Origin of the sequence: Edaphobacter modestus, assembly GCF_004217555.1 — a bacterium.
Taxonomy (GTDB): Bacteria; Acidobacteriota; Terriglobia; order Terriglobales; family Acidobacteriaceae; genus Edaphobacter; species Edaphobacter modestus.
Map to the genome: position 1 here is coordinate 4219143 of NZ_SHKW01000001.1, position 13033 is coordinate 4232175.

Here is a 13033-nt window from a genome sequence, read left to right on the forward strand (position 1 = left end):
ATGCATAAATCAATTGCTCTCGCAGCAGCAATCATTGCTGCTGCCGCATCGGGAATTCAGGCACAGGCACAGACCGCCGCTTCGCAGGACCAGCTTGTCCACTTGAATCAGATTCAAGTCATCGGAACACACAACAGCTACAACCGTGGTTTCGCGCCAAGTGAGGCAAAGTGGCTCCAGGAGAAGAATCCGAAAGCTTTTCAGGCGCTTGATTACGCACACGGATCCCTTGCCTCACAGCTGGATGGTGGTGTGCGCCAGATGGAAATAGACATCGCAGCCGATCCGCAAGGCGGGCGGTATTCTCATCCGCGAATTACAGATCTAGTGCGGGAGGCGAAACTCCCTGCAGATCCGGTATTCGATCCAACACACGAGATGGACAAGCCGGGTCTTAAGGTGATTCATATCGTCGACCTGAATGAACGCAGCAACTGTCAGCTCTTCGTTGAGTGCCTGAGGCAAGTACGGTCCTGGTCGCAGGCGCATCCGCAGCACGGTCCAATTTTCTTGCTTATCGAGAACAAAGCGGGCGGCGTTGCCACAATTCCCAACAGTGTCACAGCACCGCAGTTTACCGCAGCCGACTTCGATGAACTGGATGCTGAGATCCGATCGGTTTTCAGCCCTTCGGAGTTGATCGTACCCGACCAGGTTCGCGGAGCCTATCCGACGCTTGAGGCCGCAGTGCTGGCAGGCAACTGGCCCAAACTTGAGGCTTCGCGAGGCAAGGTGCTCTTTCTGATGGATCAGAAGCCCTCCGGGCCCATCTATACGGCGGGACATCCCTCACTCAGGGGCCGCATTCTGTTCACCAACTCCAGTCCCGGTCAGCCAGACGCGGCGTTCATAGAAGAGAATGAAGCGCCTGCCGATAAGATCAACTCGTTGGTTGAGCGCGGATATATCGTGCGCGCGCGCGCTGACGAAAACACGATCGCAGCTCGAACGAATGATACAAGGCGTCGCGACGAATTGCTTAAGAGCGGTGCGCAATTCATCAGTACGGATTACCCGGCTTTTGAAATGTCTAAGTGGACAGGGTATTTCGTTGCGCTTCCCGACGAGACAATCGCTCGATGCAATCCCGTGAATGCTCCAATCGGATGCAGGGATCAGCTGCTCGAACCGCCCCTAGGACCAACAAGTGGAGTCTCAAAAACTCACCAGTAGTCCGCGATATGGTCGATCATTGCACCGTGATTCTACTAACTTCAAATTAGAAGAACCTAAATGGCGGAAACGCTTGGTTCCAGCCCACTTCTCGTTGTCTCATTTGAAAGCGCTTGCTTGTGCGTAGCGAGAACGTCTTTGGGTCGATTTGTTGGGGCATGAACAATACGGGAACAACTGGGGAGGAAACCATCCCAAACAATCCTAAATCGGCGCTGCTCTAACGTATTTCGTATCAATCACTTTAGCTGATTCTAAGCCACTTAGGTCCATTGGTAGGGGCCCGAAAAGGCCGGCGTCGGCGGTTCGATCCCGTCTCTGGCCACCACTTTAGAATCAATGATTTACGAGGAATAAAACATAAGCCTCCCAGACGGGAGGCTTTCACGTCTTTTTAGCAAATATCCTGTTTTGAATAACATGACACTTTTTCGGTATGGTCGCGTATTGGTCGTGCGCTGCGTTGCTGATTAGAGGCAAGCTTCCAACTCTCTTGGAATGTGCAAAGTGCGGATGCCGCAGAATCGGCGACGCCAGCCCTTTTTCAAGATCGCTCTACTTGTTGGTCGGTGGCGTTCTGATACGAACCCCGCTCAAGAAGATCTCAGCACGTACTTTCCATTTGTCTTGCAACAGTTCGGCGACCCTTGAAATCCTAATGCTTAGGAGATATCAAATCCACTCACGCTTTTGCTCCCGAAATCATCAGCGACTAGTCTCACTTCGAGCTTTGCTTGATCGTTAAGTTCGGCGGACGTGTTCGGCTGCTCGCTCATCGAAGCGATAACGCGAGAACTAGTGAGAGTCTATTCTTCCGAACTGTTGGCTCAACTTGGGCGTGCGTCGGCCGCTGCGACCCGTTAGAGAGAAACAAAACTTCACGACCCCATTGAAACTCGCGCTCGTTGCTCGCAATTGCCGGGATAGTCTTAGTGCTGGACATGTGCAACTAACCACTCCAAATTTGTTGAAGAGACAGGATGCGCTGCCACTCCCACCAAATTGTCGCGAGCCAGATCGCTCAAGACGTGGCCGGGAGGCATTTCGATATAGATCTGGGTGCCAAGCTGTTGGGCTACTTCTGTAGCTTCATGCCAGCGCACAGTGTGCGCGATGTTGTTCGCCAAGTCTTCCCGCACTCCTTTAGCCGTTCGAACAGCCCGCGCGTGGATGTTTGAGATGTAGATGCACTTAGGATCACGAACTTCCATATCCTGCAATTGTTGATCGAGGGAGTGAGCAACAGACTCCATCAAGGGGCAATGTGAGGGAACAGACACGCGCAGCAACTCGGTCTTCCGTGCACCTAGTGCGCGCGCTCTTGCCAGCACCTCTTCGATGGCGCGAACAAAACCGGCAACTACAATTTGGCGAGGAGCGTTGAGATTGCTGACAAAAACAGGTTGAGAGTCGGTTGTAACACCTTCGATAATGCTTGAGATTTGGGATTCGGAAAGACCAATGATTGCGGCCATTCCATACCCAGCTTGGTAAAGACCCTCCATCTGCTCGGCGCGGCTTCTCACCAACTTGGTGGCATCCGAAAGCGAGATCGCATCTGCAACAACGGCTGCGGCAAAAGCGCCAACGGACATACCGACTACCACAGAGGGACGAATGCTGCGGCTGAGCAGGTGGCGTGCCGTAGCAACTCCTGAAGCCAACAACGACAGTTGAACTCCGATCGTCGACTTGAGAGCTCCAGCGGTATCGAGTGAAAGTACATCGAAACCTAATGTGCCGCTGATTTCTCGGAGCACTGCCTCCGTGCCCTGACCAGGCGTCAGATCATGCAACATTCCAGGCTCTTGCGAGCCTTGACCAGGAAACAGAAATGCTACCTCCACGATTGCCTCCCGCCCCGAACGTCCCATGGGTCTTCAGCAAGGATGCGACCTGCACCGGTACGCACGAGAACCTTATCCAGTTGACTATGTGCATATTCGTCCAGAGAGAAGCCGCAACAGGGTGTCTCAACAAGGGTATCGACTCTGGCAGGGGCACCTTCAAGCTGAATGCAGATCGAGCGCGCAAATGCGCGATCAAACGGCTCGGGAGAGCGGATGACAATATCCAGGTCGCTCGTCTCAGTGACGGTTGGACTTCCGCTGGCGAGCTCAAATCCAGTGCTTCCTCCCGGGCCCCAATCGAGAGCGTTCAGTGCGACCTTCATCCCAAGAAACCGAAGGGAGTCGAAAGCCCGGAGGCAGCGCCTTGAGTTTTCGGCCAAGGATTTCCGCAATTGATTTGGCGACACGATTTGTGCAATCTGTTCGGGGTTTACGAATCCCGCCCAGCGTTGCGCTCGATCCTTTCCCCGTACGCCGACTGGAACTAGGTTCCCGTTGGTGGATGCACGTCGCACGACCACCCATGGGCTGGCCTTCAGAGCGGCGTCTACCCATTCGGGTTTGACCGCACTGGCCTGCTCGAGTTCCAGAGAGGACAGGCGAAGCAGATCATGTGTTTCCGGAAGCGAAGGTAATGACAACATAGTGGCCTATATGAATCGGGACAAGAGGACAATCCAGAGAGGTAATGTAACGATTGCCAGTCCATAGGTCGCGATCAGCCCAGAGCTCGCAACTTTGGGAATCGTGTTAAATGATTTGCCAAATACGATCCCGAAGAATCCTCCTGGGATCGCGGAGATTAGCGTGATGTCTCGTATCTGTTGATGGCTTACCGGCATTGCCAAAGCGATGCCAAAAGCCAACATCGGCTGGAGAATAAGCTTTGCGAAAGCAGTGATCAGAACCGGACCGTTTAGAGTAAAGGGCTGCGCGGAGAGAATGAGGCCTGTGAGGAGCAAGGCGCCACCAGTCGCCGCGCCGCCAAGCAGACCAAAAGTACTCGCCACATACTCGGGAATGTGTATGCCGATGCTGGCAAGAACCAAGGCTAGCGCGGGAGCCCAGATAATCGGACGCGTTAGGGAGCGGACAACGCCACCGGCAAGAGTTCGTACCCCAATCGTTGTCGCCTTCCCCTGGCTGTCAGCCTCCAACAAAGCTAACGTGACAGGGGTTATAGCGATTGCTCCCATAGCGATGGAGAGGGCTCCCGGTACAGCTGCTCCATGCCCATAGGTGGTTGTAAGCAGAGACACGGCGATTGCAGCGCTGTTGGGGAATGCAAAGGTGAGGGCAATGACGGCGCTTTCGGAGACTGAATTTGTATTACGCCGCGCCCAGAAATAGCACCCAATGTATAGAGCCGCGAACGTGAGCGTGATTGCCAACGACGTCCAAATCTGCTGTTGAAGGATTGCTCGAGAAGTATTAATGATGATCAGGAAGAGCGCACATGGTGCCGCGATGTTCATCACCAGCGCAATCAGGTTGCGTACATTGACATTGTCCATCAACCCTCGACGGCCTGCCCAGAAACCAAGAAGCAGGCCCGCGAAGATCGGTATAAGTGCATTAACAAGTTCCTTTGCCATGGTATCCTCTTAAGCGTTCTTCCACTGTTGCTCCATCAATGCCCGAGCGGCGATGCCGGCCTTTCGCGATTGTTGCGCTGCCGGCGATTCCCGCCGGACGCCCAAATCCGTCGAACCCTTGCGCGCGTCGGCGATAGCGGCGGTGATCGCGTTCTTCGCTTCATCGACTTCTGACTGGTTTGGCTCGAGCGGGTTTTCAACATGCAGCAACTGATGCAGAAGGCCCAGCTTGGCATAATCCTGAACGTTGTAAGACATCGGCGGAATTTGTTGACCAAGCCGTTCGAGATCATCCACAGAGCGCCGAGTGATTCTCGCCGCAGCTTCCTTGTGCATCGCGTGGATCGTTACTCCAGCATCGTCGAGCGCCAGAATTCGATTTGCCTGGTAACCGTGTGTCAGAAACCCTCCTGAGAATGCGTGCCCGACAACATATGCAATCACCGGATGGCCTGCCATTCGTGCGGAGGCATATGCATCCGATGAAGCTGCTGCCGCCAGGAACAATCCAGCGGTCTCTTCACGGCGGCCATACGCCTGGCTTTTCACATCAACAATAGCGATGATCGGCCGTTTCTGGTTTCTTGGTTTGTCTTTGTCTGCGTTTAATACTTCGCGAATCCGGTAGGCCAGGGCATACCCTTCTTCCAGACCCACTTGACCATCTCGTACGCATGGGAAACGGCTTTCGGGATTGGGTATGACGCAGAGAAATAGGGCCAGTTCATCTCCTATCGTCGCGTCCGCGGCGAGAACCGAAGCCGGATCCTCTTTCCTTGCTCTGTCCCGCCCTGTTAGCGCCTGAAACCATGCCTTGCCACGTAATCCGATATGCTCGTTCATCGCGTTCCTCCTTTCGAGTCGAGACTCTTCCATTGCTCCCTAAGCGCCAACGGATCAATCTGGCGGGACGAATCAAGATCCGCAATGCGTTGGCGATAAAGTTCCACTTGCTCGCTACGGTGCTGCGCGGGCTTTCCCGCCGTAACAAAGCGTTGGACAGCGGAGCCGATTGCGTCGACCGAATCTTCGACAAGCTCATCTGCCAACCCCATACCTACACGTTGCTCGCCTCCGTGAATCGCCCAGATGAGAGCTCTGTCGGAAGCATCGAACTCATCCTTTCCAGACTCCTGTTCGATCACTTCGGGACCATTCAGACCGAGACGAGCCTCTCGCGTCATCACGACGTAACTTGAAACGCCAGCAGCCAGAGCCATTCCGCCAAAGCAGCCAACCGTGCCGGCGATCACGGTGATCACTGGAGCATGCTGGCGAAGTTCAAGAATGGAAGCGATGACTTCGGCAATTGCCGCAAGCCCCAGATTGGCTTCCTGTAGGCGCACACCGCCAGTTTCGAGCAGAAGGATCGCGGCGGTTGGCTTCCCAGCCTTTGAATCGATCGTCGCGAGGTCCAACGCCGCAACCATCTTTGCACCCGACACTTCTCCAATACTTCCGCCCTGAAACGCGCCCTCCAGGGAGATGGCCACCGCAGGCTTGCCGCTGATCTTTCCCTTGACGACAATGCAGCCATCATCGGATTGTGGCGCTACCCCCTGCATAGGGAGCCAGGGAGATTCTGCTCGATCGAATGGACCGACGAGTTCTGTTGCCGTGTTCTCGTCAAAGAGCGCGTAGGCGCGACGGCGTCCGTCCAACTCGATGAAGCTCTTGCGCTGCACGAAGAGTGGAGAAAAACCGGTTGTAGTCATTGTTCTGTTACCTCCACGGCCTGTTCCAGGCGAAGTAGAACACTGCCTGGCGTGGCACCAGCATCGTTGATGTGAATATTGACGGCGCCATCGAATCGGGAGAAGAACCTGTCGAAGACTGCCTTCCATGTGTCCCGATATCCATTCACGCTTGTGGTAATGGATACATGAGCTCCATCCTGGGCTGAAGGTTCGAAGATAACCTCCATATCTCCCGATCCCACAACACCAACGTGGGCTCTTTGCTTTACGGCGCGCCTTGCGGCTGGATAGTGAAATTCAATCTGCTCCATGTTTCTCCTCCTTGTCACTGTTGTCATCCACGATGCTTGCCGCAGCCGAATCTAAACAGTCGAGAAACAGGACAGCAGCCAGCAGATCAGCACTTCCTCCAGGAGAGAGTCGCTCTTGAAGGAGTTCATGATCGAACTCCCGAAGCGCCGCGTCCCCCCGTCTTGTTCCTGGACCACCAGCTTTCATCACGGTGGCAGCACCGTTCTTGACTCTCTCTGCCCCCGCCAGACCACCGCGGTAGAGAATGCATGTGTCATCAAGCATGGCCATGATGCTCAGCAGCGAGGACAGCCTGCTTGCGGTTTCTGTCTTGCCGGCGGCACGTGCGTCGCGAAGAGATGGGAGTCCAACCTGCACCACGTGAGGAAACTCAGCAGTCGCTTCCCCTCTGGCCCCGATCACCCCATAACGGTTCTGCACAATATATCCGTGAGAAACCAGTTGCGGGCGAGCAATGTCCGGAATCCGCGCTATAGAACCCGCTCGAGCAGCCAAGTGCTCCGGACTATGGTCGTTGCCTTGACCAGCAGCAGCCACGAGGAGGCCGAGCACCCAGATTGCACCTTTATGCGCATTTGAGCCCCCAGTGACAGCGAACATGGCAGTCTCTGCGTCTCGCCCGATGGCACCCAGCTCCTGTCGGAGCACCTGATTCACCGAATGCTTCCTGGCAGCTTCGGCCATCAATGCGAAGAAAGGTTCGATCGCCTCCGCCGACTGCCTCATTCGAGCCAGAGTAAGGTCTTTATGTGCTCCGGAACCGCGTCTGTCGACGAGCCCCGGTTTCGGTGTCAGCTCCGCTTCTGCAACCAAGGCCTGCTTCGCGACAAATGCGAGATGCGCGGGCTGCTGAAGCCAAAACGGTGATGCAACGGATTCTTTGCGTGTCGCGAGATACATTACCAACTCCTGAACTTCGCCGGTGGTTGATAGAGGCCCCCGGACCACGCAACCAGGTCTTCCATGCTGCGCGCAGCCAGCAAGGATCGACCGGCCTCGAGTCGATGGACCCCCAAGTCTTCCGGAAGTGCGACAATGCCTTTCCTCCGTAGAGCTACTGTTTCCTCAGCTTTCGCTTTGATTCCGATGGGACTGACTCCAGCGATGGCAGCGATAGCCCGTCGGCGCTCTTCAATACCTTCGGTCTTATAGAGGTAGGAAATGCCCTCTTCCGTCACCACATGACTGACGTCGTCGCCGTAGATCATGATGGGGGCAACCGGCATACCTGCCTTCTTCGCGACCTCAACGGCATCCAGAGTCTCGACAAAGGCTGGTACTCCGCCACTCGCAAATGTTTCCAACGTCTGTACGACGATCTTGCGACCGCGGGTGAGCGGGTTCGAGTCCTTTCTCAAATCCAGCCATGCATTACTTGTGTGTCGTCGCCCATGTGGGTCATGCCCCATATTCGGCGCGCCACCGAAGCCTGCCAGTCTGCCTGTCATCACGGTGGACGAGTTTGCTTCTCCGTCCAACTGCAAAGTTGCCCCGATGAAAGCGTCGACTGCGTACTGACCCGCAAGCTGGCAAAGGACTCGATTTGACCGCAGGCTTCCGTCGCGTCCGGTAAAGAAGACATCCGGCCGTGCCTTGATGTAGTCATCCATTCCCACTTCGCTTCCGAAGGAATGAATGCTCTTGACCCAACCGCTCTCGATCGCAGGAATCAGGGTTGGATGAGGGTTGAGTGCCCAGTGCTCGCAGATCTTTCCGCGCAACCCAAGCGATTCTCCATAGGTCGGAAGAAGCAGCTCGATGGCCGCAGTATCAAAGCCGATCCCGTGGTTGAGAGATTTCACTTGATGGCGCTCGTAGATGCCTCGAATGATCATCATTCCCATCAAAATCTGGATTTCATTGATGTGACGTGGATCGCGTGTGAAGAGAGGCTCTACGGCAAACGGCTTGTCTGCTTGAACAACGACATCGATCCAAGACCCAGGGATATCGACGCGGGGCAGTTTTTCGACGATCTCATTCACCTGAACGATCACGATCGCGTCGTGGAAAGCCGCAGCCTCCACGATAACAGGTGTATCTTCTGTATTCGGCCCCGTAAACAGATTGCCTTCGCGGTCCGCCTGCTCTGCACACACAAGGACGACGTTTGGGATGAGATCGACCAGCAAGCGAGCGTACAACTCGACGTAAGTGTGAACCGCCCCAATTTCAAGGACCCCGTCCTCGAGCAGCTGTGCAACACGAAGGCTCTGAGGTCCTGCAAACGCGAAGTCCACCTTTTTTGCAATTCCGAGTTCGAACAATGTGAGGTGCTCGGGACGGCTAATACTGGAGATGATCAGATGCAGGTCGTGTACTTTTTTCGCATCAACTTTTACGAGGGACCGCGACAAAAAGTCGGCCTGCTTCTGATTGTCTCCCTCCAAGACAATTCGATCTCCCGCCACGACCAGGGCTTCAAGGGCTTCAACTGTCTTGTCCGTAGGAAGTACGGGGCCGCTCATCCACCGCATCACCACCTGCATTCGGCGCTCCTTCTCCTCACGCCGCCTAGTCCACGAGGATGCCTGTTGCAGTCTTTGCTCGCTCATCGTCTCTGTCTCCTCTCTTGCCTACACAAATGATTTGATACTCAACACATCATTTACGGCGATGAAGAGTTTTTATAATCGTGATAGCGTCAGCTAATCAGGAGACCTCATGGAATTCCGTCACATTCGTTCATTCTTGTCCGTCGCTGAAACTCTTCATTTCGGTCGAAGCGCTCGGCTCCTCAACTTGAGCCAGCCTGCGCTTAGCCTTCAAGTCAAAGCGCTTGAGGACGAATTGGGTATTCAACTCCTAAGCAGGAACCGACAAGGTACGGTGCTTACGGAGGCTGGGCAGGCATTTCGGGAAGACGCGGCGGTCGCTCTGGAAAAACTCGAATTTGCCAAGAGGAAAGCTCAGTGGGCGTCAGCAGGCAAACTCGGCCATATTCGCATCGGCTTTATATCAACTGCCGGTTTTGAGATCGTCCCGAACTTGATGCGACGCTTTCGGAAGAGCTATCCGGATGTTGAATTCTCCATAAGAAACATCTTGACGGGCGCTCAACTGGAAATGATAGACGATGGTTTGTTAGACGTAGGCTTTCTTCGTCTTCCCATTGAAAATCGCAAAGAGATTGAGGTGACAACGGTTCACAGGGAACCATTTATCGCGATCTTACCTTCGTGGCACTCGCTTTCCGCAAAAAAGGAGATTCGACTGCACGAACTCAAAGGGAATCCATTTGTCATGTATGCGCGGGAGCACGCTCCTGGATTCCATGATCTATTGACTGGAATTCTGAGCAACGCTGGAGTCATCCCTAAGGTGGTCCAAACAGCGGGAGAGATGCCTACACTCATCTCTCTCGTCGATGCCGGCGTGGGTGTCTCGATTGTCCCAGCATCTGCCGCAAAGAGAATCGTCTCTAAGGTGGCCGTGTGCTCGATTGCGGATCGACTGCCGGAGTCCGAGATTGGGTTGGCCTTCGCACGGCAGAACACTGCTGCGGTAGTTCGCCGGTTTTGTGACTTCGCTCGCACGTCGCTGAATCGTTGATACGAAGATAAATTCCATCGACTACATTGGCCAGGGCGTGCGTTTTCGCACGGCTCTTTGGGTCCACTGTCCTCAATTCGACTATTAGGACCGAATTCCTTTTCTCTTGCAATTTGACTGCCTCCCCAGTTGAGCAGAATTGCCGGGCGCATCGACGAGTATTCCGCAATAGGGACCCATGATTAGTCGTCCATATCACGGTCATAAGAATAAGCAACAATCGCGAATCACCTGTGAAGAGTCCAACGTAGCGTGAGTCACAAAAATCCATCCGCTGGAGGAGAGCCGCACGGAGACGCCTTTCGCCGGCTGTCTTCACCACCGCTGATTAGCTTCGAGGCAGCTTGCCGCGAGCAACAACAATCGAGATGGGGCTCATGAAATGCCGGGAGGCAGAGATATTCATCAATCAGGAGGTTCTGTGCCCTTGTTTACCGTAACGATGAAGTCCAACAGGTCAACCAACGAGAAGGACCGTCTTTCCAGAGCCATCCATGCTGCAAGCATTGCTGCTGGATATCCAGAGGATGACCTTTTCCAACGGTTCCTTTCGTTGGGACCAAGCGATTTCAGAGTTGATCTGTACTATCCCGCACTGCCCAAGCCGCGCACCGACCAGATGTTGATGATTGAAGTGCTGGTATCTTCAGGGACTGACACCAATCGGAAAAAAGGTCTTGTTGCCGCCCTTGTCGAGAAGCTTGGCGAAGCAGGCATCGACCCAAACGACATAATGGTGTTCTTTTTGGAGACCGATCGCGCGAGCGGATCATTCGGTGGCGGACAGTTCGCACCACCTGTTGCCTTTGCCTGATCACCGCCCATGGCATCCTTGCGGCATGGCTTCGAGGAAGCTGGAGATGTACAGGAGAGACCGCTTCGAAGCCCGCAGCAATGGATCTGTGAACTGCTCTTAAAGAATCAACAGCCGAGATGGGGGCCTATGGAAATGGAGGAGCTTGACCCAAGGGAAAATGAGCGCCGCAACGTATAAGGCGTGAGAGGCAACCGCGAGATGAGAGCCTCACCGGCAGTGACACTTCTAGGTTTTTGAAACGACCGCAGAACTCAACAAAAAAGGAACTGGAGATAGTTATGTTCAATCGATTCGCCATATTCGCCACAATGTTGTGTGCGGCCGTCCTGTCGAGCACCCCAAACTTGCACGCCCAGAAGTCCGAAGTGAAAAGTATCGTCCTCGTCCACGGTGCCTGGGCAGACGGCTCCGGTTGGAGGGGCGTTTACGACAACCTTGTCAGGGATGGCTTCAACGTCAGCATCGTCCAAGAGCCGGAGACATCCTTCCATGATGATGTGACCGCCGTGAAGCGTATCCTCGCACTGCAAGACGGACCGAGCATCCTTGTCGCGCACAGCTATGGGGGAGCCGTAATTACAGAAGCGGGCACGGATCCATCGGTTGCCGGATTGGTGTATGTTGCAGCGCACATGCCAGACGCTGGAGAGAACGAAGCGGACGACGGAAAGCGCTTCCCGAGTGACCTCAGCAAGTCTGGTGCGATAAAGAAGACGGCAGATGGTTTCACGTACCTCGATCCCACCCAATTCCATGAGTACTTTGCAGCCGATCTTTCTGTGGAGCAGGCCGCTTTCATGGCGCGATCGCAGGTCCCCAACGCCGCGGACAATTTCAAGGCAGTCATCACCACGCCTGCATGGAGAGAAAAACCGAGTTGGATGGTCGTCGCCGGAGCGGATAGAACGATCAACCCTGACTTAGAACGGTTTTATGCCGAGCGAGCTCATAGCCACACGGTCGAAGTCGCAGGCGCCAGCCACTCAGTCTACGTCTCGCATCCCAAGGAGGTCGCAGATGTAATTGAGAGTGCAGCACGTGCGGTTTCAAAATAGCTCGGACTCCGTAAGGAGTCCCCACACCCGGAGGGACCAAGTGAAACTTCTCGAAATTCAGTCGTCACCAAGAGGCGAATCTTCCGATTCGATCAGCCTCACCAAATCATTCATCGAGGCGTGCAAATCCGACGACACCTCGATAGTTGTGGATACGTTGAACGTCTGGCATGAACGGCTACCGGAGTTCGACTACGAGGCAATTGGAGCGAAGTACAAAGCAGTGAAGCACGAAACGATGACTGAGGCAGAGTCCAACGTATGGGAGCGTATTCAATCGTTGATCCAACGCTTTCAGAACGCCGATCGAATCGTCTTAGGAACGCCAATGTGGAACTTTGGCCTGCCTTACAAGCTCAAACAATTGATTGATCTCGTAGCTCAGCGAAACTATCTGTTTGCCTACGACGGCAAACAGTACGGCCCGCTCTTGAACGTGGAAAAGGCAATCGTCGTCTATACACGCGGTTCACGTTTCCTGGAGGGCACTCCAATACCGCCGTCGCGATTCGATCACCAAACGAATTATTTGGACTTTTGGTTGCAGCTTGTAGGTGTTCGAGATCTTCGCAGCGTGATTGTTGACAACGCGTGGAATCAAGATCGTCAGGAATCAGAAGTGAGCCTGGCGAAGGGCAAAGCTACTCTGGAACGACTGGTTGAGTGGTTTCTTAACTAGTAGCAGAACCAGGGTTGCGCTAGAATCTGTTCGGCCCGTACCGGTAAGGCCGTGATGGCCGTGAGGACTGCAATGACAGGCAACCGCCATCTCTTCAAGTTCAAATATTGAGGCATGTTTATCTACCTTTCATGGGAAAGTTCGCCTGCTTGCCATTGGCAGAACGAAAGTATGGCGAAAGCCAGCTCGACTGACTTCTCCAGAAAGATCAAGTGGCACGAATTGAGTTCAATGGTCTTCGCGTCAGGAACCAGATTCTCCGAGTAGGCTGGTGGCACGATCTGATCGTGCTTTGCAGTAATC

The 13033-nt window shown here is 54.3% G+C and carries 13 protein-coding genes; 5 read left to right on the plus strand and 8 right to left on the minus strand.

Features of this window, described 5'->3' with window-relative positions:
- A complete protein-coding gene (locus BDD14_RS17890; RefSeq protein ID WP_130419992.1) occupies positions 1-1173 on the plus strand; it encodes a phosphatidylinositol-specific phospholipase C1-like protein in 1173 nt (390 codons plus the stop codon).
- Positions 1174-2102: 929 nt separating this feature from the next.
- On the opposite strand, the gene mdcH is transcribed toward BDD14_RS17890, so the two are convergent.
- From mdcH to mdcA, 8 genes are read right to left on the minus strand one after another with little or no spacing between them, the layout of a single operon-like run.
- Positions 2103-3047 carry a malonate decarboxylase subunit epsilon gene (gene mdcH / locus BDD14_RS17895; protein ID WP_130419993.1) on the minus strand — a complete coding sequence of 315 codons (945 nt, stop codon included), beginning with the start codon at positions 3045-3047 and terminating at the stop codon, positions 2103-2105.
- A complete protein-coding gene (locus BDD14_RS17900; RefSeq protein ID WP_130419994.1) occupies positions 3011-3667 on the minus strand; it encodes a malonate decarboxylase holo-ACP synthase in 657 nt (218 codons plus the stop codon). Before BDD14_RS17900 ends, mdcH begins: the two co-directional genes overlap by 37 nt.
- Before the next feature lie 6 nt (positions 3668-3673).
- A complete protein-coding gene (locus BDD14_RS17905) occupies positions 3674-4618 on the minus strand; it encodes an AEC family transporter (RefSeq protein WP_130419995.1) in 945 nt (314 codons plus the stop codon).
- A 9-nt stretch (positions 4619-4627) separates the two neighbouring features.
- Positions 4628-5461: a biotin-independent malonate decarboxylase subunit gamma gene (mdcE, locus tag BDD14_RS17910; protein WP_130419996.1), complete on the minus strand. Its 834-nt coding sequence runs from the start codon at positions 5459-5461 to the stop codon at positions 4628-4630.
- Positions 5458-6333 (minus strand): biotin-independent malonate decarboxylase subunit beta, encoded by an 876-nt coding sequence (locus tag BDD14_RS17915; protein ID WP_130419997.1) that lies wholly within the window; start codon positions 6331-6333, stop codon positions 5458-5460. The genes mdcE and BDD14_RS17915 overlap by 4 nt, the downstream gene beginning before the upstream one ends.
- Positions 6330-6626, minus strand: coding sequence for a malonate decarboxylase subunit delta (locus BDD14_RS17920; protein ID WP_130419998.1), 297 nt, complete (start codon positions 6624-6626; stop codon positions 6330-6332). The genes BDD14_RS17915 and BDD14_RS17920 overlap by 4 nt, the downstream gene beginning before the upstream one ends.
- Positions 6613-7527: a triphosphoribosyl-dephospho-CoA synthase gene (locus BDD14_RS17925; protein WP_130419999.1), complete on the minus strand. Its 915-nt coding sequence runs from the start codon at positions 7525-7527 to the stop codon at positions 6613-6615. The genes BDD14_RS17920 and BDD14_RS17925 overlap by 14 nt, the downstream gene beginning before the upstream one ends.
- Positions 7527-9182 (minus strand): malonate decarboxylase subunit alpha, encoded by a 1656-nt coding sequence (gene mdcA, locus BDD14_RS17930; protein WP_130420000.1) that lies wholly within the window; start codon positions 9180-9182, stop codon positions 7527-7529. The genes BDD14_RS17925 and mdcA overlap by 1 nt, the downstream gene beginning before the upstream one ends.
- 109 nt (positions 9183-9291) lie before the next feature.
- Between mdcA and BDD14_RS17935 the strand changes: the two genes are divergently transcribed.
- The 4 genes from BDD14_RS17935 (at position 9292) to BDD14_RS17950 (ending at position 12730) form a co-directional block, all read left to right on the plus strand.
- Positions 9292-10179, plus strand: coding sequence for a LysR family transcriptional regulator (locus BDD14_RS17935; protein ID WP_130420001.1), 888 nt, complete (start codon positions 9292-9294; stop codon positions 10177-10179).
- A gap of 427 nt (positions 10180-10606) precedes the next feature.
- Complete coding sequence (locus tag BDD14_RS17940; protein ID WP_165420128.1) at positions 10607-10993, plus strand: tautomerase family protein; 387 nt, start codon at positions 10607-10609, stop codon at positions 10991-10993.
- Positions 10994-11274: 281 nt separating this feature from the next.
- A complete protein-coding gene (locus tag BDD14_RS17945) occupies positions 11275-12051 on the plus strand; it encodes an alpha/beta hydrolase (RefSeq protein WP_130420003.1) in 777 nt (258 codons plus the stop codon).
- A 40-nt stretch (positions 12052-12091) separates the two neighbouring features.
- Positions 12092-12730 carry an FMN-dependent NADH-azoreductase gene (locus tag BDD14_RS17950; protein WP_130420004.1) on the plus strand — a complete coding sequence of 213 codons (639 nt, stop codon included), beginning with the start codon at positions 12092-12094 and terminating at the stop codon, positions 12728-12730.
- The last annotated feature ends 303 nt before the right edge of the window (positions 12731-13033 follow it).

What these genes read in the sequence shown, in the direction of transcription:
- BDD14_RS17890 (WP_130419992.1), top strand. Translation starts at nt 1, where the DNA reads ATGCATAAATCAATTGCTCTCGCAGCAGCAATCATTGCTGCTGCCGCA.
- mdcH (WP_130419993.1), bottom strand. Translation starts at nt 3,047, where the DNA reads ATGGGACGTTCGGGGCGGGAGGCAATCGTGGAGGTAGCATTTCTGTTT.
- BDD14_RS17900 (WP_130419994.1), bottom strand. Translation starts at nt 3,667, where the DNA reads ATGTTGTCATTACCTTCGCTTCCGGAAACACATGATCTGCTTCGCCTG.
- BDD14_RS17905 (WP_130419995.1), bottom strand. Translation starts at nt 4,618, where the DNA reads ATGGCAAAGGAACTTGTTAATGCACTTATACCGATCTTCGCGGGCCTG.
- mdcE (WP_130419996.1), bottom strand. Translation starts at nt 5,461, where the DNA reads ATGAACGAGCATATCGGATTACGTGGCAAGGCATGGTTTCAGGCGCTA.
- BDD14_RS17915 (WP_130419997.1), bottom strand. Translation starts at nt 6,333, where the DNA reads ATGACTACAACCGGTTTTTCTCCACTCTTCGTGCAGCGCAAGAGCTTC.
- BDD14_RS17920 (WP_130419998.1), bottom strand. Translation starts at nt 6,626, where the DNA reads ATGGAGCAGATTGAATTTCACTATCCAGCCGCAAGGCGCGCCGTAAAG.
- BDD14_RS17925 (WP_130419999.1), bottom strand. Translation starts at nt 7,527, where the DNA reads ATGTATCTCGCGACACGCAAAGAATCCGTTGCATCACCGTTTTGGCTT.
- mdcA (WP_130420000.1), bottom strand. Translation starts at nt 9,182, where the DNA reads ATGAGCGAGCAAAGACTGCAACAGGCATCCTCGTGGACTAGGCGGCGT.
- BDD14_RS17935 (WP_130420001.1), top strand. Translation starts at nt 9,292, where the DNA reads ATGGAATTCCGTCACATTCGTTCATTCTTGTCCGTCGCTGAAACTCTT.
- BDD14_RS17945 (WP_130420003.1), top strand. Translation starts at nt 11,275, where the DNA reads ATGTTCAATCGATTCGCCATATTCGCCACAATGTTGTGTGCGGCCGTC.